The following is a 21,007-nucleotide window of genomic DNA, read 5'->3' as shown; positions in this document are numbered from 1 at the left end:
TCCTCACTGGGCCTCCAGGAAGGGGGCGGCCTGGAGGTGGAAGAGTTCGGCATACGTGCCACCGGGCCGGTCGACCAGGGACGCGTGGGTACCGGTTTCCACGAGGCGGCCGTTGTCGAGGACCAGGATCGTGTTGGCTTGGCGGACGGTGGAGAAGCGGTGGGAGACGTAGAGGACGGTTCGGCCGGTGGTGAGGTCGGCGAGGCGGGTGAACAGGTCGGATTCGGCTCTGGCGTCCAGGGCCGAGGATGGCTCGTCGAGAAGTAGCAGGCCGGCGTCGGGGCGGGTGAAGGCTCGGGCGAGGGCCAGGCGTTGCCATTGGCCGCCGGAGAGTTCGGTGCCGCGGCCGAACCACCGGCCCAGCATGGTGTCGGCACCCGCGGGTAGGGGTTTCAGCACGGACAGGGCGTCGGCGCGGGCCAGGGCTTGGCGGACGGACTTGGGGTCGTCGACATGGGAGAGGTTGCCCAGGGCGACGTTTTCGTGGACGGTGGCCTGGTAGGTGACGTAGTCCTGGAACATGGTGGCGATCTGGGCGCGGACGGTGTCGGGGTCATAGCAGGCCAAGTCCTTGCCGTTCAACCGGACCCGGCCCGACGTCGGCTGGTAGAGGCCGCAGGCCAGTTTGACCACAGTGGACTTTCCGGAGCCGTTCGGGCCCACCAGGGCGGTGACCCCGCCCGCCGGGAGGTCGAAGCTCACGTCCTGTAGCGCCCATTCGGCGGCGTCCGGGTAGCGGAAGGACACGTTCTCGAAGGTGATGCGGGGCGGGCCGGGCTCCAATGACAGAGTCCCGGACGAGCCCTCGGAACGCACCGACAGCAAGGCGAACAGCTGGTCCAGGTACAGCGTGCTCTCGTGCATCGTCGACAGAGCCGTGAAAACGGCCTGGATCGACACCTGCAACGTGACGGCTGCCGCCGTGTACAGCATCAGGTCACCCAAGGTCAGGCGCCCGGACACGGCCTCCAGCGCGATGTAGAGATACGTCCCCGCCCCCACCAACGTGCTCAGCGTCCCCCACAACGCCGCCGCCACCTGCCGACGGCGGACCTGCACGCGCAAACGCCCGTAGTACCGGGAGCCGATGAGACGGAACCGTTCCGTCAGATAGGCCCCCAGTCCGAAGACACGCACCTCCTTCGCATACGTGTCGGTCGTCAGCAGTGATGACAGGTAGTCCATCCGTCGTCGCGCCGGGGCGGCCAAAGTGGACAGGAGGAACGCCTGGGTGCCGTGGCGGGCATCGGCTATGAAGGCAGGTATCGGGGCGACCAGGGCCAGCAACGCCAGCCACGGGCTCACGGTCACCAGCAGCACCGCCAGCCCGGCGAACATGACCAGGTTCTGCAGCAGGCCGAACGCGCTCCCGACCATCCCGACAGGACGGACAGCCGCCTCCTGTTGGGCCTGTCGGAGGAGGTCATAGGACTGTCCACGCTCGAAGAACGTCAGGTCAAGACCCGCCGCGTGGTCCATGATCCGGGCTCGCACGTGCTGCGTCACCCGCTCCTGCAACAACTGCTGCGTCCCAGTCCGCACGGCGGCCGCCACTCCCCCGAGTTGGTTCGCCCCGAACTGCACTGCGACCAGCACGACCACGGCCGTAGTGGTGGGCATGGCAGGCAGGTCGAACGCGAACCCCGGCAGCCGCACGTCCAACGGGCCGCCGCCCTTGCCGGACAACGCGGCCAGCACCGCGTTGACCAGCACACGGACGGTCGCTGCCGTGACGACGGGCACGAGACCCGCCACCACGATGGCCACGCCCAGCCACCGCGTCAGCCGCGCGTCGACGCCCCACACGAGCCGCAGCACGCGGACCATGCCGGACAAGGCGGCCAAGGGGTGACGGCGGCCGGAAGCCGCGGCCGGGGGATCGCCCAGGTCGGGGTCGCCGGTGAGGCCGCTGCCCGCCGTGTCGGCCGCGGATTTGGAATACACGAAACGCAACGACATGTGTCTCCCCCGGATTTCCCGTCCGCCATTCGGTCGCTGGACAGCGCCCGCGTCTGCTCCGCATACTGGCCGCCGTGGCCGAGCCGAGGATCATTCCCCGCGCGATTCTGTTCGGGAACCCCGACCGGGTCAGCCCGGCATTGTCGCCGGACGGGTGCCGTATCGCGTTCGGGGCGCCGGTCGAGGGTGTCAAGAATATTTTGTGCGGTCCGATCGGCGGCCCCTACGAACCGGTGACCCACGACCGCGGCCGGGGTGTGCACGTGTTCGCCTGGGCGCACGACGGCACCACCCTGCTCTACGCCCGCGACCGCGACGGCGACGAGAACACGCACCTGTTCGCGGTCGACGTGACCGATCCGCGACCGCGCGACCTGACCCCGTACCCGGACGTGCAGGCGCGCCTGGTGGCACTGCACCGCGACCGCCCGCACCACGCGCTGATCACGCTCAACCGCGACGACCGCGCCCGCCACGACGCACACCTGCTCGACCTGCGCACCGGCGAGACCACCCTGGCGGCCACCCGGCCGGGGGTCACCGCCTGGACCGCCGACGCGGACCTGCACCCGCGCGCGGCGGTCGAGGCCCGCCCGGACGACGGCCTGGCCGTGGTCGTCCGCGACCCCGACGGCACCTGGCGCACCCTGCACGAGGTCGACCACGACGACACCATGCTCCTGCGCGTCGTGGGCCTCACCGGCGACCGCCTGCTCCTGCTGTCCAGCAAGGACGCCCCGGCCGTCCGCCTGCTCCGTATCGACATCCGGACCGGCCGTCAGGAGGTCCTCGCCGAGGACCCCCGGCACGACGTGATCGGCGTCGGTCTCGACCAAGACGGCGACGCCCGCCTGGTCGTCATCCGCCGCGAACGCGCCCACCTCCACGCCCTGCGCCCCGACGTCGAGGCCGACATCAGGACACTCCAGGCCGGGCCCGGCGAGGCCACGATCCTCGGCACCGACGACGCCGACCGGACCTGGCTGGTCCGTCACCTGGTCGACGACGGCCCAGCCGAGTTCCGCCTGCACGACCGCGCGACCAACCGGTCGACCGGTCTCTTCACCCATTCCACGGCGCTGCAAGGCCTCCCGCTCGCCAAGGTCGAGCCGTTCTCCTTCACCGCCCGCGACGGCCTGGGGATCCACGGCTACCTGACCTTCCCGCCCGGCGTGCCGCGCGCGAACCTGCCCGCGGTCGTCGTCGTGCACGGCGGCCCGTGGACCCGTGACCTGTGGGGTTACCGCGCCGAGACGCAGTGGCTGGCCAACCGCGGCTACGTCGCGATCCAGGTCGACTTCCGCGGTTCCACCGGCTACGGCAAGGACTTCGTCAACGCGGGCGACCGCCAGTGGGGCGCCGCGATGCAGGACGACCTCCTCGACGCCGTCGAGTACACCGTCGCCCAGGGCTGGGTCGACGCCGACCGGGTCGCCATCCACGGCGGCTCCTACGGCGGGTACGCCGCCCTCGTCGGTGTCACGTTCACCCCGGAGGTCTTCCGCTGCGGCATCGCCGTCGCCGCCCCCGCCGACCTGCGCGCGTTCGTCGCCGCGATCCCCGGCGGCGGCCTTTCCGGCCTGTCCCAACGCATCCGCAGGCGCGTCGGCGACCCGGACGCGGACGCCGACCTGCTGCTGGCCCGCTCCCCGGTCACCCGGCTGCCCGACCTGCGGGTCCCGCTGCTGGTCGCGCACGGCGCCAACGACCCGCGGGTGCCCGTCGCGGAGGCCGAGCGGGTGGTGGACGTGCTGCGGGCCAACGGGATCGACCACGAGTACCTGCTCTTCCCGGACGAGGGTCACGCGATCCTGCGGCCGCGCAACCGGATGGCGTTCTACGCGGCCGCCGAACGGTTCCTCGCCCGGCACCTCGGCGGACGTGCCGAGGCGCCGGACGAGGAGCGACCCGCCTGACAAGCCTGCTCACCCCACGGTGAGCAGCCCTTCGCGCACAAGGGTGCCCACCAGCACGACGCGACCCGACGAGTCCAGCCCGCCGGGCAGGTCCGCGGGACGGAACGGTTCACGGGCCGCGGAGATGAACCGGACCTGCTCATCCACGCGCGCGGGCAGGCTCACCCGTTTGCCGTGGAAACGCAGGTGGACCTTCTCCGCGTCGGTCTCCAACGCGACCGGCACCCGTTCCCGGCGCCGCACCGTCGTGTCGCCGTCCAGCGACCGGACGGCCTCCAGGTCCAGCAGGTGCCCGCCCAGGTCGGGCCGCCTGCCCACCTCCGCGTTGCGCTCCGCCCGGTCCAGCAGCTGCGCGGGTTCCGCCAGCTCCCGGACCAGGTCAAGCAACTCGCCGACCGTCGACTCGGCCGCCGCCCGCACCCCCGGGTCGGCGAACGTGCCCGCGGGCACCGCGCGGCGGAACCGCTCGTCGCGCTCGATCGCGGTCTCCACCGCGTCGCGCACGACCGACGCCCACAGCACCGGCAGCACCCCGATGGTCAGGTGCAGCGACGCCTCGTCCCGCGACAGCGCGTCGTGCACGCGGCCGCGCGGCATGTAGAAGACGTCGCCGGGGCGCAGCACGAACTCCTCCACCGGCGGCCCGGGGTCCGGTCCGGCGCGGTGCCGGGCGTAGGACTGGCCGTGGAGCGGCAGCAGGTAGGGCGAGTCGTAGATGCGCCAGTGTTTGGTGCCCGAGACCTGGACCACGAACACGTCGTGCGTGTCGTAGTGCGGGGTGAGGCCGCGGGCGCCGGGCGGGGTCAGGTAGACGTTGACCTGGATGCGCGCGTCGAGATCGGCGGCCAGCCCCGCGCACAGCTCGCGCAGCGGCGGCCAGCGCTCGTCGAGGAACTTCAGCACGAGCGTGGAGCCCTTGCGGTAGCAGTCGTAGAGCAGCTCCAGCGCGGTCGCGTCGCCGGGGGCGGCCAGCTCGGCGATCGGGGTCTCCCGGCCGTCGGCGACCACCCGCAGGTCGGTGGACCGGATGCTGGACTGGGCCAGGATGGCGTCCACGTCGGCGAGCGAGAGCGGCAGCGTCCGGCCGCCATCGCCCGCCGGGATCCGGACGTGCCCGCGCTCGCGGAACTCGGTGGTGAACCGGTCCACGGGCAGCGGGGCGATCAGCGCGGCGAGCCCCGGGGAGGGCTCGCGCGCGGCCCTCCCCGGTGTCGAAGGTCCCGGCATCAGAGCACGGGGTCCGACGGGTCGTCGTCGGCGATCACGAGGATCGGGTCGGTCGGGTCGTCGTCGGCGATGACGAAGTCCGCCGAGGCGGGCGGCGTCCTGGTCACCTCGACGTCCTCGGCGTCCAGCGAGAACTTCTCGGACATGGCTTACCCCTGTTCCGTTGTCCGGTGGTGGGATCGGCAGCCGCGGGAAACCGGATGCCGCGAACGATTCTCGGGAACCGCGCGCGACGACGTCAACTCCGCATGAGACGGTGTCACACATATGGAGCAGGTCGGTAAAGGGTCGGGCGCGCGGTCGTGCCAAAAGAACGCGAACCCATTCCCCGGGCGGCTATTCGACGCCGTTTTCGCAGGCATTCTCGTGGACTTCCTGCCAGGTCACGCCCGCGTCGATGAGCACCCGACGCAGCTGGCTGCGGCTGACCGCGATGCCCTGCGCGCGGGCCGCGTCGGTGAGCGTGGTCAGCGTCCACGGCGACCGGCCGCCGGTGGCCGCCAGCCGGACCAGCGCCGACCGGTCCGCCTGGGTGAGCCGCTGGGGCCGACCGGAGCGCGGCAGGTCGGCCAGACCGGCGACGCCGTCGGTGTCGAACCGGTTGAGCCAGGCCCGCACGGTGCGCGGACGCAGGCCGACCTGCTCGGCGATCTCCTCGGTGGCCGCGCCGTCCCAGCTGAGCGTGACGATCTGGGCGCGCTGCCCGAGCCAGCGCGGCACGGTGCGCGAGCCCGCGAGCTTGCGCAGCTGCCGTTCCTCCTCCTCGTCCCTGGCCGGTCTGGCGAACTTGCGTGTCCCCATGCGACCCCCATGTACGGGTGCGGTACTTGTGAAACCGAGCGCGCTAATTGGTCCAGACCTTTTGGACACCGTTCAGACCGCCGCGAGCGCCTCGGTGGGGCTCAGCCGCGCGGCGCGGGCCGCGGGGTAGAGCCCGGCGACGATCCCGGTGACCACCGCGGCCGCGAGGCCGGCGCCCACCGCCGCCAAGGACAACGTCACCGGCAGGTCACGCGAGAGTGAATAGCCGACGCAGACGGCGATCCCGACCAGCACGCCGAGCACACCGCCGATGCCCGACAGCACCGCGGACTCGGCCAGGAACTGCGCCCGTACCTGTCCCCGGGTGGCCCCGAGCGAGCGTCGCATGCCGATCTCGCCGCGCCGCTCCAGCACCGAGACGATCATCGTGTTGGCCACCCCGATCCCGCCCACCAGCAGCGCCACCGCGCCGAGGCCGAGGAACAGCTGGTCGAACGCGGACCGCGCGGCCAGCTGCGCGGTGAGCGCGTCGGATGGCCGGGACACCGCGACGTTCTGCGGGTTCTCCGGGTCGGCGGTGGCCGCGAGCACCGCGCGGACCGAGGTCACGGCAGCGTCGGCGGACCGCTCGTAGATCGTTGTGGGGTGCCCGGAGAAGGCCAGAGTGGACTGGGCCACCGGCCAGCCGACCAAGGCCGCGCGGTCGATCTCCGGCGCGAGTGGCAGCGTCCCAAGCAGTCCGACCACCGTGAACCACCGGTCCCCCAGGTAGACCTGGTCCCCCACGACGTCCACGCCCAGCCGCGCGGCCGCGACCGAGCCCAGCACCACCGCCGGGTAACGCTCCGTCGCCGGATTCAGCCAGGAGCCCGCCGCGACCGTGCCGCCCAGGGTGTCCAGCAGGTCCAACCGGGTCGCCAGCACCGCGATCCCGTTGGTGTCCTGGGGATCGACCTTGTCCGTGCGCCGCACCGAGTGCCCGGTCACCGCGCCGACCGCGCTGACCGACTCCACACCCTCGATCCGCCCGACCATGGCAACGGACTCGACCGGCAGTCGTGTCTGGTTGCCGAACAGGTCGCGGCCGGGCGAGACCGTCAGCATGTTCGTGCCCAGACTGCTGATCTGCGCGATCAATCCCGCCTGGCTCGCCGCGCTGATCCCGAGCACGGCCACCATCGCCGTCACCCCGACCGCGATCCCCAACAGCGACAACGCGGCCCGCCCGGGTCGGCCGCGGATGCCCGATGTGCTCTCCCGCAACAGGTCCGCGGTCCGCAGCGTCGACGGCGGCGGCAGATCCCGCACGGCGGCGGTCATCGCGCACCCACCGCGGAGTCGCCGACGACAGCGCCGTCCCGCACCCGGATCCGACGCGGCAACCGTTCGGCCACCTCGGTGTCGTGCGTGATCACCACGATGGTCGTGCCCTCCCGGTTGAGTCGGTGCAGCAGGTCGAGCACGACCGCGCCGGAGGCGGTGTCCAGGTTGCCGGTGGGTTCGTCGGCCAGCACGATCGCGGGCCCGGCCACCAGCGCGCGGGCGATCGCCACCCGTTGCCGTTCACCGCCGGACATCCGCGCGGGCCGGTGGTCGAGCCGGTGCCCGAGCCCGACCCGGTCCAGCACCTCCGCCGCTCGCTCGCGCCTGCGCCGGTGCGGCACGCCCGCGTACATCAGGCCCGCGGCCACATTGTCCACAGCGGACAATGTGGCGCCCAGGAAGAACTGCTGGAAAACAAAGCCGATCCAGTGCGCGCGCATCGCGGCGAGCGTGCGGTCGCGGACGGCGGCGACGTCGTGGCCCAGGAGGCGGATGACGCCGGAGGTCGGCTTGTCCAGCGTGCCCATCAGGTGCAGCAGGGTGCTCTTGCCCGAGCCGGACGGGCCCACGATCGCGACCAGCTCGCCCGCCCGGACGGTCAGCGACACGTCCGTGAGCGCGGGCACGCCGCCGCGGTAGACCTTGCCCACGCGCTCGGCCGTGATCATCTCGGTCACCGGGCGGGCACCTGCACCCGCATGCCCTCGGTCAGGCCGTCGGCGGCGACCTCGACCTGACCGGTGGCGAAGAACCCGAGCCGCACCACCACGCGCCGGGTGTGCCAGGAGCCGTCCCCGGACGTCTGCACCACGTCGACCGCGTAGTCGCCGTCCGGCATGGCCAGCAGCGCGACCAACGGGACCGCGAGCACGCCCCGGTGCACGTCGCTGGTGAACTCCACCGCGACCGGCGCCCCGTCCAGGCTGCCCGCCGCCTCCGGCTTGTCCAGCGTGACCCGCACCGGAAGCGTGGCCTGCACGGCGTCATTGCCCGTGGGGGCGGCGGGGTCGCGTGGCGCGGCCGTGGCGACGGTGCCGACGGAGGCGACCCGGCCCGGCGTCGCCTCGCCGGTGGGCAGCAGCACCCGCACGGCGGCGCCCACCCTGGCGAGGCCCTGCTGGGCGACCCCGAGGTCCACGGTCACCACGCGCCCGGTGCCGGACGCGGTCAGCACGATCGGCGTCAGGCTCCCGCCGAGCGTGCCGCGCACGTCCACCACCCGCAGGTCGGACGGGGCGACGACGACCTCGCCAGGTCGCACCCTGCGGCTGTCCTCGACGCCGATCGCGCGTTGCCACCGGGCCACGGCGTCGCCGACGGCGGCCGAGAAATGCGCGCTGTCCTCGGTGAGGTTCGGCGCGAAGCCCAACGCGCGGAGATTGTCCCGCAACTCCCGAACGTCCGGTCCGTCGTCCATGCCCTCGGCCAGCTCCCGCCACAGCGGCGTGTCACCGTGGAAAAGCGGGACAGGGCGGTTGTTCACCGAGTAGACCCGCTCACCCCGGTGGACGACGGTGCCGGGCGCGGGCAACCACGTCGCGATACCGCCGCCGGGCGCGGCGGGCACCGGCACGCTGCCGTCGAACCCGAGGGTGCCGTCGGCGCGAGTCGTCTGGGCGAGGTCGGCCCGCACCACCGACGCGGTGGGCGGCGCGGGACGGGCTCCCGGCGTGGCGGCCGTGCGGTCCGGGCGCAGCAGCACGAACACGGCCGCGCCCAGCCCGGCCAGCACGAGCACTATCACCAGCCACCACCACCGGCGGCGACGCTCAGCCGCCACTGGACTGCCCGCTCGGCTGCGGCGCGCCCGACGCGAACTGCTGCGACACCTCGCGGCGGCAGTCCTGCACCGCCTGCAACGCCTTGGGGTCCTTCGAGTCGATGTCCAGCCGCAGCGGCTGACCCGGCGCCGGGTCCTCCACCTGGATGCCCTTGCCGCGCAGGCAACGCGCGGTCGCGAGGGCCCGGTCCTGCTGCTGCGGGTCGGACGCGTCCTTGCCGCTGCCCTGCCCCAGCAGGTGCCTGCACTGGTCCACCGCCCGCGCCATCCCGGGATCGGTCTTGGCCTCGGGCGGCAGCTGCACCGTCTGCGCGCCGGGCGGCGGGTCCGGCAGCGGGAAACCCTGGTCGCGGACGCACTGCACGAAGCGCACCGGGCCGTCGGCGGCCACGGTGGTGGTCGTCGTGGGGGACGAGCCGCCGGAACCGCCCGGGGAGCACGCGGCCAGCGCGGCGCCGAGCAGCAACAGCCCGGCCACCCGCGCGGGACGGGAACACGTCAGAGTCACGGGGAGGAACACCTTCCGGGAACGAGAATCGCCATGCGGTTCCCCAGATCTAGCGAATCGGGGCTATCCCGGGCGTCTCGCTTCGTCGATACACTCGTGAAACACCCCGCCCGTTACCGTTGTCCGGTCTCGGGAAAACCCCCGACGAGACTGGAGAAGCGGTGCGCGTGCTGGTCGCCGAGGACGAACCGGCGCTGGCCGGGCTGATCGCCGACGGCCTGCGCAGGCGCTCGCTGGCCGTGGACGTGGCGCTCACCGGCGACGAGGCACTGGAGCGGCTGGCCACCAACCGGTACGCGGTGGTCGTGCTCGACCGCGACCTGCCGGTCGTGCACGGCGACGAGGTGTGCAGGCGGATCGTGGCGAGCGGCTCCGGCTGCCGGGTGCTGATGCTCACCGCGGCCGCGGGCAAGCGGGACCTGGTCGGCGGGCTGGCCCTGGGCGCCGACGACTACCTGGCCAAGCCGTTCGACTTCGACGAGCTGGTGGCCAGGATCCGGGCGCTGGGCAGGCGGCCAGCCGAGCTGGTCTCCCCGGTGCTGCGGCACGGCGATCTGGAGGTGGACGTGCCCCGGCACCAGGCCGTGCGCGGCGGCCGCTACCTGGCGCTGTCCCGCAAGGAGTTCGCGGTGCTGGAGATCCTGCTCGGCGCCCGGGGCGGGGTGGTCAGCGCGGAGACCCTGTTGGAGAGCGTGTGGGACGAGAACGCCGATCCGTTCACCAACGCGGTGCGGATCACGATCAGCAGACTGCGCGCGAAGCTGGGCGACCCGCCGCTGATCGTGACCGTGCCGGGCGTCGGCTACCGCGTCTGACCCGCGGCCGCGGGGTCCGGCTGCGGCTGACCCTGCTCTACGGCGGGCTGTCGCTGGCCGCGTGCCTGGTGCTGCTGGGCGTGGTGTTCCTGCTCTCCGGGCAGACGCTGGCGGGCAGCGTGGAGGTGGTGATCCGGGACGCGGTCACCGGCCAGCGGCGCACCAACGTGACCGTACTGCCCAAGCAGGCCCTGCCGGAGGTGCAGGGTTCGGCGCTGTCGCCCGCGCAGATCAGGACGCTGGCCGAGGACATCAAGGTGGACACGCTCAGCGAGCTGCTGGTGGCCTCGGCGATCGCGGTGGGCGTGATGGTGCTGTTCGCGTGCGTGGTCGGCTGGTGGGTGGCGGGCCGGGTGCTGCGCCCCCTGCACACGATCACCTCGCGGGCGCGCGGCATGTCCGCAGGCAACATCCACGAGCGGCTCGCGCTGACCGGCCCGGACGACGAGCTGCGCGCCCTGGCCGACACCTTCGACGACATGCTCGACCGGCTCGACCGCGCCTTCACCAGCCAGGCCCGGTTCGTCGCCAACGCCTCGCACGAGCTGCGCACCCCGCTGGCCGTGGAACGCGCGCTCATCCAGGTGCGGCTGGCCGACGGCAGCCCGGACGACCCGGCCGCGGTGCGCGCCGAGCTGCTCGCCGCCAACCACCGGCTGGAGCGGCTGCTGGAAGGTCTCCTGCTGTTGGCGCGCGGCGACCACGGCCTGCCCGAACGACACCCGGTCGACCTGGCCGCGGTGGCGACCCGGGTGGTGTCGGAGGCGTTGGCGAACCCGCCGACCGGAGCGCCCGAGGTGCGTGGGGAGGTGCGCGCGCGGTCGCTGGTGGTGGCGGGCGACGAGGTGCTGTTGGCGCAGCTGGTGGACAACCTGGTGCGCAACGCGATGCTCTACAACATACCCGGTGGATGGTTCACGGTGACGGTCGACGACCGGTGCACGGTGTCCAACAGCGGCCCGGTGATCTCGCAGGACACAGTGGACGGTCTGTTCGAGCCGTTCCGCCGCGGCGCGGGCGACCGCCTGGCCGGACGCGGCGGCGCGGGCCTCGGCCTGGCCATCGTCCGCTCGATCGCCGAGGCGCACGACGGCACGGTCACCGCGGCCGCACGTCCGGATGGCGGACTGGAAGTAGCGGTGACCCTGCCCACGCCATGATCAGTTCCTCCGTTTGGCGGATGTCCGGAACCGTCCGCCGGGTGGATGCTCGAACGCGGTCCGGCCGACGTCCGCCACTGGGGGCACAGATGACATCGCCGCGTTCACGCACGCCCGCGTTCACGATCGGGCGAGTTCGCTGACGCCCGCGAGCACCGCGCCGTGCCGCACCTGGTGGACCGAGCTGCGCGCGGTCAGCCCCGTGCCACCGCGCGAAACCCACCCCACCGAGGCCGCCCTGGCCCGCCAGGCCCATGCCCTGGCGGCTCACTCACCGCACCGCCTGCGCCGGGTCTTCGCCATCCTGGAGTCGGTGCTGGTCGACGGGACGGAGGCGGACGGGCGGGTGGTCGCGACGGGGTTCTTCGAGGTCTTGGTGACGGAGTACCGACACGGGTTCGACCTGCGCACGGCGTGGTTCCACATGGGTCCCGAGTCGCGTCTGTACTGCCTGGCGTGGAACAAGGCCCTCGGCAACGAACCGCCGGAGTGGATGATCGCGTGATTCGTCCTTGGTGGACAGATTCGGCCGGGGGGCGGGATCGCTGTCGCGGCTACCCGCACCGCGAAAGCCGCCGGTCGAACAAGTGGCGTCCTGCCTCGACGATCGCACCGGTCCGTTCGGGACTCGGATCACGGGCCGGTGGCCTCGTCGCGGCGGTGGGTGAGGTAGGTCTTCTCGCCGATATTGGTGGTGAGCGCGATTGCCCGATCGTACGCCGCCCGTGCCTCCGCGCCACGGCCCAGCCTGCGCAGGAAGTCGGCACGCGTGGCGTGATAGGTGTGATAAGTCTCCAGCGGTAGACCATCGATCTCGGCCATGGCGACCTGCGGCCCGTCCAGCTCGGCGACCGCGATGGCCCGGTTGAGGCGCACGATCGGCGACGGGTCGATGCGGGTCAGCTGGTCGTAGAGGGCGACGACCTGTGACCAGTCGGTGTGCGGGCCGTCGGTGTGCACGGCGTTGATCGCGGCGAGGACCTGGTACCGCCCCGGCATCTGTCCGGACGCCAGCCGGGCGCGCACCAGGGCGTGCCCCTCGGCGATCAGCCCCCGGTCCCAGGCGGCGCGGTCCTGGTCGCCGAGGGGGACCAGGTCGCCGTCGGCCGACACCCGCGCGGCCCGGCGGGCCTGGGTCAGCAGCATCAGCGCCAGCAGCCCGGCGACCTCGCCGTCGGCGGGCAGCAGGACGTGCACCAGCCGGGTCAGCCGGATCGCCTCGGCGGTCAGGTCGTCGCGGACCGGGTCGCCGTCGGAGGTCGAGGCAAGGTAGCCCTCGTTGAAGATCAGGTACAGCACGGTCAGGACGCCCGCGACCCTGGCCGGGACGTCCTCGTGGAACGGCACGCCGTAGGGGATCCGGGCGGCCTTGATCTTCGCCTTGGCCCGGGTGATCCGCTGGCCCATGGCGGTCTCCTGGACCAGGAACGCGCGGGCGATCTCGGGCACGGTGAGCCCGCCGACCATCCGCAGTGTCAGCGCGATCCTGGCCTCCATGGCCAGCGCGGGGTGGCAGCAGGTGAACACCAGGCGCAACCGGTCGTCGTCGATGGCGCCCGGCGGTTCGGGGGTGTCGACCAGCATCAGCGCCTCCCGGTGCCTGTCCTCGCGCTTGCTCTCCCGCCGCAGCCGGTCGATGGCGCGGCGGTGGGCGGTGGTGGTCAGCCACGCGCCGGGGTTCGGCGGCACGCCGTCGATCGGCCAGCGCTCGACCGCGGTGGCGAACGCGTCGGCCGCCATCTCCTCGGCGACGTCCAGGTCCCCGAGCCGCCTGGCCAGCGTCGCCACCACCCGGGCCCACTCCGCGCGGTGGACCCGGGCGAGCTCCGCGTCGACGTCGGTCATTCGCTCAAGAACGGTCGCACCTCGACCCGCCGGTTGCAGGCCTTCGACCCCTGCCCGGCCAGCCGCAACGCCACGTCCAGGTGCGGCGCCTCGACGATCCAGAAGCCGATCACGTGCTCCTTCGACTCCGCGTACGGCCCGTCGGTGAACACCGGCTCCGCTCCCCGCCCGTCCACCACGGTGGCCGAGTCCGGCCAGGCCAGCCCACCCGCGAACACCCACTGCCCGTCGGCCTGCAGCTGCGCGTTGAACACGTCGATCGCGGCCGCCTCCTCCGCGTTGCCCTCGACCGGCGCGTCGGTGAGCACGGAAATCAGGTACTGCGCCATCGGAACATCTCCCGCCGTCGTGGCCGCCCCCTCGGGCCGCCTGTCACCCCTGCTACGAACGCCACCGGCCCGATCCGACAGGGTCCGCCCGGATTCTTTCGAGAATTCTCGCGCGGCACGCGTCCGGACACGCCGAGGAGCGGTGTTCGCCCTGGTCCGCGCCCCGACCGCGACAAGCATCCCCGACGACGCAGGGCGTGCGGTCGCGCGGTCAGAAGGTGGCGATCGGGTTGACCGGGCTGCCGGACGTGCCCGCGAGACGGACCGGTGCGACCGCGAGCTGGAAGTCCCACTGGCCGAGCTCGGCGGCCGTCGCCGCGCACGCCTCCAGGTCGCAGTTGTCGAGCAGCCACAGGCCCATCGCGACGAGGCCGACGGCGTGGACCGGCATCAGCACAGCGTCGTACCCCGACGGCTGGACGTCCTGGGGAGTGTCCGCGCCGATCAGGGCGACGCCTCGCTCGTGCAGCCACGGCAGGCAGGACGCGTGCCAGCCCGCCTGTGTGACACCGCCCGACGCACCGGCTTCGTGGCGGAGTCGGCCACGGCCGGTGCGCAGGAGTACCGCGTCACCGGGTCGTACCTGCACGCCCTGGCGGCGTTCGGCTTCCTCAAGGTCGTCGGGGAACACGCCCTGACCCGGTTCCAGCCACGGCACATCGCGAACACTCGCGATGTCCAACAGGACACCGCGCGTGATGATGCCGTTCTCCGCCGCCGTGACGGCCGCCCACGCCGATCCCGTCTCGGCGTCGACCAACGAGTGCGGTCGGCCGTTGTACATCTCGCCGTCCCAGAAGATGTGACACGGCGAGTCGACGTGGGCGACGGTGTTGCCGTGGAACATGAGGCCGAGCCGCTCGGACGAGAATCCCCAGCGCCGGTCGTGGCGGAACCCGGACGGCATGTTCTCGGCCCCCGGCATGTCGGCGGCACACGGGCAGGTCGTCGTCGACCGCTCCATCTCCCCCGGCACGGCGACCTCCCAAGCGCACGACACACTCCGACCGTGACGCACGGCGCGCGCCGCCGCCAGCCGGACGTCGTCGGTGATGTGGTTCAGGGTGCCGAGCTGGTCGTCGTCACCCCAGCGTCCCCAGTTCGACAGCGTGTCGAAGTACCCGAGCACGTCGTCCTGCGTGGGCATCGGTCGCTCTGCCGTCATCCCGGTGGTTCCTCCGAGGTACGAGGCCCGGCATCGGATCAGCGGGCCGACGGTCGCCGGTCAGCGGGCAGGGTACGGCACGAACGACAACGAGCGGCACATGCTCGGCGAGCTTCGGGCTGTCTCCAAGCCTGCAGCGGGTGTACTTGTCCGACGCCGAGGTCAAGGCACACTCACCCGCCAGGCGGTAGCACGCGAGCGTCGTCCGGTGACCTCGGCGAAGTCCACCGGCATCTGCCCCCACGCACCGAGTGCGCCGGGTACCAGGACCGGGGCCTCGGTCAGCACCCGCTGGTGGGTGTGGCGCAGCAACGCGCCGGGCTCGACACCCAGCTCGTCGATCAGTGTGCCGCGCACCCTGGCGAAGGCGGCCAGCGCCTCGGCCGTGCGTCCGCACTGGTGCAGCGCCTGCACGAACCGCGCCCACAGCGGCTCGTGCAGCGGGTGCTTGTCGAGCAGCGCGCCGAGGCCGTCGACGACCGACTCCGCCCGGCCGAGTCCGATCGCCGCCGCCGCGTGCTGCTCGGCGACGGTGAGCCGCAGGTCGACCAGGCGGGCGGCCTCGGCCAGCAGGACCGCGCCCGGGTGACCGATCCCCTCCAACGGTTCACCGCGCCACAGGTCGAGCGCGCGGCCCAGGTCGGTCATGGCCGTGGCCAGTTCGCCCGCGCGCAGGAACCGGTCGCCCCGCGTGGCGAACTCGCGGAACCGCAACAGGTCCAGCTCGGCGGGCTCGGCCGCCAACCGGTAGGCCCCCTGGCCGGTCACGAGCCGGGCGTCGCCGTCGCCGCACTCGCGCAGGGTGCGGCGCAGACCGGCCACGTGGGTGCGGATGTTGGACTCGGGCGCGGCGGGCGGCCGGTCCCACGCGGCGTCGGCGAGGTAGCCGAAACCCGCCGATGTGTTCGCCCGCAGCAACAGCGCGGCCAGCACCGCGCGCCTGCGGTGCCCGCCCAGGTCGATGGTGGTGCCCGCGTGCCGTACCGCAAGCGGACCCAGGAAAAGGAACTCCACTCCAGCCCCCCGATGCAGATGACAGCCCGCACGTCCCCCAGGGCTGCTTGTCGTCCCGCGCCGACTCCCGGGCGCACCGGACCGGCACAGTCGTGACCCATTCTGCCATAGCGGGCATATCCGCCGGAGGTCACCGCGCCTGTGCGCGATCTGTGCGCGTGGGCTGGGACTGTTGTGCCGCAGGGATTTCCAGGACTGATGTGGGAGGAAGTGTCCTATGGGCAGAAGGTTGACAGTGGTCGCCGCGACCACGCTGGCACTGGGCGCCCTGGTGCCCGCGACGGCATCGGCGTCGGCGGCCCCGGCGCAGTCCTTCGCGTGCTCCGTGGTCGCCAAGCAGACCGTGATCGTCCGCGCCTCGGCGAACGCGGGCAGCACGGCGAAAGGCCAGCTCAACACCGGGGAGAGCTCGTCCGCGTCATGCTCGGCCACCAGCGGCGGCTCCTACACCGCGTGCGGGGGCACGAGCACGTGGTGGATCCACGTCTCGGCCCGAGGCGGCGGCTATGTCGCCCAGCGCTGCGTCAACTGGTACACCTGAGCCGGGTGAGCCGGTGAGGTGACGGTGTGGCGGGACCAGCGGAATCGGTGCCGCCACGCTGTCCGTATCGGATCGCCTGCCTCGCCCGACAGTCGGCCTGCCCTGCCGGGGCGGCCGCCTACGGCAGACATCGGCATGGCAACACACACGTCGATCGTCCTCAGAGGACAGTCTTGGCCGGGATCCCCCGAGTGTCGTTCTACCGCCCAAGGCCCACACCCCAGGCGGTAGAACGATCTTGCCGGTGGACAACCAAGGGCGACTACGGGTTGAGCAGGTACTCGACCTCACTCCGCAGCGCATCCGGGTCGTTGAGGAAGGCCGTGTGTCCGGCACCGGACCAGGTCAGCACCCGCGAACCGGAGATCTGGCAAGCCAGCCCCAACCCCCACGGGTAAGGCGTGGCGGGATCATGCCGCCCGGTCACCACCAGGATCGGCGGCGCCCCACGAACCGGTGTCGGACCCCACGGGTTGGCCGCCTTGATCGGCCACCCCGCGCACCCGGCCTGCACGTCCCAGCCTTCCACATACCCCCGGGTCGTCGGCGCGATCTGCCGGGCGGCCCGCTGCCGCTCAGCCAGATCCGCGTACCCGCGCACGTCACTCGGGAAGTCATGGCACCCGATCACCCGGTAAGCCGCAGACGACCCCTCCCCCACGAACCCCGCAGCGTCGGTCGCGGCGTCGCGGATGGCGGTCGCCAGTATCGGCCACAACGACTGGATCGACACCAGGGAGTAGGCCGTGTAACCGATCTGCTCCGCGTTCAACCCGTCCGGCACCCCCGTGGCAGGCACCGGCGCCCGATCGGCCCGGTCCAACAGCGCCCGATACTCCCCCGCGATGTCCCGCCCGTGCATGGCGCAGGAAACCTCGGCCGCGCACCAGGCGAAGAACTTCCCGAATACGTCCTCAGTGGACCGGATCTCGTCGAACGCCAACCGTCGCGTCCCGACAGTGTGGTCTACCGCGCCATCCAACACGGCCGCGCGCAACCGGTTCGGGTAGAGCTGCGCATAGGTCGCCCCCAACAACGTGCCATACGACAGCCCCAGCCAGTTGATCCGCTGCTCCCCCAAGGAAACCCGGACAGCGTCGATGTCCCGTGCCGCACTCACCGTGTCGACGTGGTCGATCAACGGTCCGGTCGCGGCGCGGCAGCTGTCCGCGACCTGCTTGTTGTAGGCGACCAACCGGTCATAGTCCGCGCGGTCACGCGGGAACTGGGTCACCTTGGAACTCGTCGGCGGCACCGGGCAGGTGATCGCGGGCGTGCTCTCCCCCACCCCACGCGGGTCGAGACCGATGATGTCGAACCGTTCCTGCAGCTCTCGCGGGAACACATCCGGACCGAAGTCCCGTACCACCGGGACTCCCGGGCCACCGGGGCCGCCGGGGTTGAACAGCAGCACACCCAGGCGCCGCTTGGGGTCCGTCGCGCGGAGGCGGGTCACCGCCAGTGAGACGCGGTCGCCGGTGGGGCGGGCCCAGTCCAGGGGGACGCTGATGGTCGCGCATTCCGCACCACGGGTGCCGCACGACCGCCACGCGACCGAACCACGGTCCGCCGAGGCGGTTCCCGCGCCCAGGGTCGTGGTCACGACGGCCGCCACCACGATGGCGGCGACTATCCGTTTTCTCTTGCTTTTCGCCATGGGCCGATCATCCTGAGCGCGCGATGCGCGGTCGTCAGTCCAGAGGATGACCGGTCCCCGTGGGGGATACCCCCACAGAGGTGCGGGCGGCTGCCGACCGGAGTCGACAGCCGCCCGTTCACCAGGAGCATTCCGAGACTAGATCAGCAGGCGCCCTCGTCCTGCCAGACCGCCCACGAGCGGGGGTCGTCGGGCTGGGCACCGGTGGAGTACCAGATGGACTTCCACTTGTGCCCGTTGAAGGAGACCTCGTCGTTCGGCACGTAGGCCTGCGACGCGCTCCACTCGCTGACGCCGCCGCAGCCGCCGCCACCGCCGCCGTTGACGGTCAGCGAGAACGTGGCGGTGTGCGAGGCGGTGCCGCTACCGGTGATGGTCACCTGGTAGCTGCCCGGCGCGGTGCTGGCCGAGGTGTTGATGGTCAGCGTCGAGGTGCCGCCGGACTGGACCGACGACGGGTTGAAGCTGGCCGTGGCACCCGACGGCAGGCCGGACGCGCTCAGCGCCACGGTCTGCGCGCTGCCCGCGGTGGTCGCCGTGGTGACGGTGGTGCTGACCGACTTGCCCGGGTCCGCGCTGCCGTCGCTCGGGCTCAGCGCGAGCGAGAAGTCGTCCGTCGGGGGCTGGCCGCCGCTGACCGTGAGGTTGTAGGTCACGGTGTGGCTGGTCGCGCCCGCCGCGCCCTTCACGGTGATCGGGTAGGTGCCCGCCGCCGCGCTCGCCGAGGCCGAGACGGTCATCGTCGAGGAGGCGCCGGACTGCACCGAGGCCGGGTTGAACGACACGGTCACGCCCGCGGGCTGGCCGGTCGCGGTCAGGGCGACGGTCGACGCACTGCCGGTGGTGGTCGCGGTCGAGACGGTCGCGGTGGTGGACGCGCCCTTCTGGACGGTGCCGGAGCTGGAGCTCAGCGAGACGCTGAAGTCGTTGCCCGGCTGCGAGGTGCAGGTCGGCTCACCCGACTGCTGCGCGACGCTGACCGCGTTCCAGGCCGCCTTGGTGGCGTTGTACTGGGCGCAGGTCGGGTCCAGGTTCTTCGCCGCGGTCAGGGTCGCGGTGCGGTACCGGTTGTAGGACATGCCGGAGGTCTTGAGCAGCATCGCGTTGTAGAACACGCGGCCGGCGGCCTGGATGCCGATACCGGTCACGGTGGAGCTGTTGCAGGTCGGGCTCTTCGCCGAACCCTCGGCCAGCAGGTAGAACCAGTGGTTCAGCGGACCGGCCGCCGCGTGCACCTCGGTGCTCGGGATGCGGCTGGAGTAGCAGTTCGGGTCGCCGTTGACCTGCGACGGGTTCGCCATGTTGCGGATCGGGCCCTGGCCGACCAGGTTCACCGACTCGCCCACGGTGTAGTCCGGGGTGTCGTACGGGGACGGCTCGTTGGTGTAGGCCTCGGTCAGGGCGCCGAAGATGTCGCCGGTGCCCTCGCCGAGCCCGGCCTCCTGGCCCGCGCCACCCGGGGTGTACTGGTCGATCGCGTGGCCGTGCTCGTGGCCCACGACGTCCATCGAGCCGATCCACTGGTTGGCGTTGTTGTGGCCGATCTCGATGTGGTCGCCGGTCCAGTACGCGTTGACCTGGCTCAGGCCGACCTGGACGGTGACGCCGCCACCGGAGCCGTTGATGCCGCTACGGCCCAGCCAGTTCTTCAGCATGTCCCACTCGTGCTGGGTGGACCACAGCACGTCGACGCAACCGGTCTCCTTCGAGGAGGCCTGGCCGTTGCCGAAGGTGTCGTTGGACTTGGTGAACGGCTGCTTGGTGGCGAGATCCACGCAGCGCACACCGCTGCGGGTCGGGTCCACCGTGCTGTTGTTGCTGGTGTCGATGTGCAGCGGGTTCGGGCCGTTCCACTGGCTGGTGCCGGACCCGGCGCGCACGTCGTCCTTGGTGCTCTCGACCTTGCCGGTCTTGGCGTTGACGAACACGTGCAGTCGGCTCGGGGCACCGTCGGCCTTGTGACCGGCGACGATGGTCTCGTAGACCAGCGTGCCGCCCGCGCCCGCCTGCACCGACAGCGTGTTGCCGTCGATGCTGTCCACGGTGGCCAGCTTGGCCGTCGCGCGGGCGATGCTCTCCGCCTTCGACGCGGTCACCGAGGCGCGGGTGTCGACCGCGAGCTCCGCGCCCTGGTCGGCCGCGACGGTGGACAGCACGGCGCCGTTGGCGTCGGTGGCCACGACCGCGTCGCCGCCGATGACCGGCAGCCCCTTGTAGGTGCGGTCGTAGGAGACGTAGAACAGGTCACGGTGGCCCGGGACGCCACCGGTGTAGGTCTGCTTGCGGACGAACTGCTGGTCCGGCCCCTTGGCCAGCGCGTCCAGCCCGGACAGCGCGGCCTTGTCGGCGGCGGCCACGGCCAGGGACATCGGGCTCGCGGCGGCTGCGGGGGCGGCGGCACCTCCTTGTGCCGCCTGTGCCACGGTGATCACCGCGGGCACGGACAGGGCCGCAAGACACGCGGCAGCGGGTAGGGCGATTCTGCGTTTCACACGAACTCCTCAGGCATGCAGGGAATACCGAGAACTCGGACGGTCAATCTAGGTTCCTGGTCGAAAACAAGGCAAGGGTTCACCCCGTCAACCACTCCGGTAAATCCCGCTTAACAGTTGCCAGATCGCCCCTGATCAGCACTGATTGCGCCGAACGGCCTTGTCGGTCATACCGCGTGCGTGATCGCGCGCCGGTATGGCTCCGAATAATGACGCGACTGTCAAGTGAATGTTTACAGGTGGATTATCGACACTTTAGAATCTCTTTAACCAAGCCTTTTCGGACCTGGGTGCCCGTTTTCCGGACACCCGGTGACTGGTTTCCGCCGCGCGTCCTGGCCGGTCGACGCCCCTGGCGCGCCCACCACAAGCGATACCACGAGGGGGAAGCGGGATGCGGGGGTCGTGCACCGCGACGGGCTCCCCGTCGCACGTTCGGGCAATGGCACCGTTGGTCGAGACATCGCCGGGCGCGAGGTGGTACTGGCGGTACCGCCGGAACCGGTGACAACGG

General features: G+C 71.9%; 19 protein-coding genes. 5 read left to right on the top strand and 14 right to left on the bottom strand.

Features of this window, described 5'->3' with window-relative positions; translation table 11 throughout:
- Positions 1 to 3: 3 nt before the first annotated feature.
- Complete coding sequence (locus C503_RS0105800) at positions 4 to 1,959, bottom strand: ABC transporter ATP-binding protein (protein WP_018681247.1); 1,956 nt, start codon at positions 1,957 to 1,959, stop codon at positions 4 to 6.
- Positions 1,960 to 2,033: 74 nt separating this feature from the next.
- On the opposite strand from C503_RS0105800, the gene C503_RS0105795 reads away from it, so the two are divergent.
- Complete coding sequence (locus C503_RS0105795) at positions 2,034 to 3,875, top strand: S9 family peptidase (RefSeq protein ID WP_018681246.1); 1,842 nt, start codon at positions 2,034 to 2,036, stop codon at positions 3,873 to 3,875.
- Between the two features lie 9 nt (positions 3,876 to 3,884).
- On the opposite strand, the gene C503_RS48425 is transcribed toward C503_RS0105795, so the two are convergent.
- The 7 genes from C503_RS48425 to C503_RS43040 all read right to left on the bottom strand — a co-directional run bounded on the left by C503_RS48425 (position 3,885) and on the right by C503_RS43040 (position 9,475).
- Positions 3,885 to 5,102, bottom strand: a complete 1,218-nt coding sequence (locus C503_RS48425) for a cupin domain-containing protein (protein WP_018681245.1) — start codon at positions 5,100 to 5,102, stop codon at positions 3,885 to 3,887.
- Positions 5,102 to 5,248 carry a hypothetical protein gene (locus C503_RS46685; RefSeq protein ID WP_018681244.1) on the bottom strand — a complete coding sequence of 49 codons (147 nt, stop codon included), beginning with the start codon at positions 5,246 to 5,248 and terminating at the stop codon, positions 5,102 to 5,104. Before C503_RS46685 ends, C503_RS48425 begins: the two co-directional genes overlap by 1 nt.
- A gap of 190 nt (positions 5,249 to 5,438) precedes the next feature.
- Positions 5,439 to 5,903 (bottom strand): helix-turn-helix domain-containing protein, encoded by a 465-nt coding sequence (locus C503_RS38125; RefSeq protein ID WP_018681243.1) that lies wholly within the window; start codon positions 5,901 to 5,903, stop codon positions 5,439 to 5,441.
- 72 nt (positions 5,904 to 5,975) lie between these two features.
- Positions 5,976 to 7,184 (bottom strand): ABC transporter permease, encoded by a 1,209-nt coding sequence (locus C503_RS0105775; RefSeq protein ID WP_018681242.1) that lies wholly within the window; start codon positions 7,182 to 7,184, stop codon positions 5,976 to 5,978.
- Positions 7,181 to 7,864, bottom strand: coding sequence for an ABC transporter ATP-binding protein (locus C503_RS0105770; protein ID WP_018681241.1), 684 nt, complete (start codon positions 7,862 to 7,864; stop codon positions 7,181 to 7,183). The genes C503_RS0105775 and C503_RS0105770 overlap by 4 nt, the downstream gene beginning before the upstream one ends.
- Positions 7,861 to 8,931 carry an efflux RND transporter periplasmic adaptor subunit gene (locus tag C503_RS0105765; protein ID WP_156892997.1) on the bottom strand — a complete coding sequence of 357 codons (1,071 nt, stop codon included), beginning with the start codon at positions 8,929 to 8,931 and terminating at the stop codon, positions 7,861 to 7,863. The genes C503_RS0105770 and C503_RS0105765 overlap by 4 nt, the downstream gene beginning before the upstream one ends.
- Positions 8,932 to 8,956: 25 nt before the next feature.
- Positions 8,957 to 9,475 (bottom strand): hypothetical protein, encoded by a 519-nt coding sequence (locus C503_RS43040; protein WP_156892996.1) that lies wholly within the window; start codon positions 9,473 to 9,475, stop codon positions 8,957 to 8,959.
- 161 nt (positions 9,476 to 9,636) lie between these two features.
- Between C503_RS43040 and C503_RS0105755 the strand changes: the two genes are divergently transcribed.
- The 3 genes from C503_RS0105755 to C503_RS45705 all read left to right on the top strand — a co-directional run bounded on the left by C503_RS0105755 (position 9,637) and on the right by C503_RS45705 (position 11,955).
- Positions 9,637 to 10,290, top strand: a complete 654-nt coding sequence (locus C503_RS0105755; protein WP_018681238.1) for a response regulator transcription factor — start codon at positions 9,637 to 9,639, stop codon at positions 10,288 to 10,290.
- A gap of 68 nt (positions 10,291 to 10,358) precedes the next feature.
- Positions 10,359 to 11,450 (top strand): HAMP domain-containing histidine kinase, encoded by a 1,092-nt coding sequence (locus C503_RS0105750; RefSeq protein WP_018681237.1) that lies wholly within the window; start codon positions 10,359 to 10,361, stop codon positions 11,448 to 11,450.
- Positions 11,451 to 11,652: 202 nt separating this feature from the next.
- Positions 11,653 to 11,955 (top strand): hypothetical protein, encoded by a 303-nt coding sequence (locus C503_RS45705; RefSeq protein ID WP_156892995.1) that lies wholly within the window; start codon positions 11,653 to 11,655, stop codon positions 11,953 to 11,955.
- A 128-nt stretch (positions 11,956 to 12,083) separates the two neighbouring features.
- On the opposite strand, the gene C503_RS0105740 is transcribed toward C503_RS45705, so the two are convergent.
- The 4 genes from C503_RS0105740 to C503_RS38115 form a co-directional block, all read right to left on the bottom strand.
- The gene (locus C503_RS0105740; RefSeq protein ID WP_018681235.1) at positions 12,084 to 13,295 is read right to left on the bottom strand and encodes an RNA polymerase sigma factor; all 1,212 of its coding nucleotides are present in this window, start codon (positions 13,293 to 13,295) and stop codon (positions 12,084 to 12,086) included.
- Positions 13,292 to 13,624 (bottom strand): YciI family protein, encoded by a 333-nt coding sequence (locus C503_RS0105735; RefSeq protein ID WP_018681234.1) that lies wholly within the window; start codon positions 13,622 to 13,624, stop codon positions 13,292 to 13,294. The genes C503_RS0105740 and C503_RS0105735 overlap by 4 nt, the downstream gene beginning before the upstream one ends.
- A gap of 211 nt (positions 13,625 to 13,835) precedes the next feature.
- Positions 13,836 to 14,789, bottom strand: coding sequence for a cyclase family protein (locus C503_RS0105730; RefSeq protein WP_245572410.1), 954 nt, complete (start codon positions 14,787 to 14,789; stop codon positions 13,836 to 13,838).
- A 162-nt stretch (positions 14,790 to 14,951) separates the two neighbouring features.
- Positions 14,952 to 15,803: an AfsR/SARP family transcriptional regulator gene (locus tag C503_RS38115; RefSeq protein ID WP_018681232.1), complete on the bottom strand. Its 852-nt coding sequence runs from the start codon at positions 15,801 to 15,803 to the stop codon at positions 14,952 to 14,954.
- 217 nt (positions 15,804 to 16,020) lie between these two features.
- On the opposite strand from C503_RS38115, the gene C503_RS45700 reads away from it, so the two are divergent.
- Positions 16,021 to 16,344, top strand: coding sequence for a hypothetical protein (locus C503_RS45700; protein WP_156892994.1), 324 nt, complete (start codon positions 16,021 to 16,023; stop codon positions 16,342 to 16,344).
- A 262-nt stretch (positions 16,345 to 16,606) separates the two neighbouring features.
- Here the strand turns inward: C503_RS45700 and C503_RS0105715 are convergent, their stop codons facing one another.
- Together C503_RS0105715 and C503_RS0105710 are read right to left on the bottom strand one after the other, a co-directional pair.
- Positions 16,607 to 18,001: an alpha/beta hydrolase gene (locus C503_RS0105715; protein ID WP_018681230.1), complete on the bottom strand. Its 1,395-nt coding sequence runs from the start codon at positions 17,999 to 18,001 to the stop codon at positions 16,607 to 16,609.
- Positions 18,002 to 18,144: 143 nt separating this feature from the next.
- Positions 18,145 to 20,370 carry a M4 family metallopeptidase gene (locus C503_RS0105710; RefSeq protein ID WP_018681229.1) on the bottom strand — a complete coding sequence of 742 codons (2,226 nt, stop codon included), beginning with the start codon at positions 20,368 to 20,370 and terminating at the stop codon, positions 18,145 to 18,147.
- Between the last annotated feature and the right edge of the window lie 637 nt (positions 20,371 to 21,007).

It is taken from the genome of Actinokineospora enzanensis DSM 44649 (genome assembly GCF_000374445.1).
GTDB lineage: Bacteria > Actinomycetota > Actinomycetes > Mycobacteriales > Pseudonocardiaceae > Actinokineospora > Actinokineospora enzanensis.
Note: the sequence above shows the minus strand (reverse complement) of the source record. Positions and strands in the feature narration are given on the sequence as shown.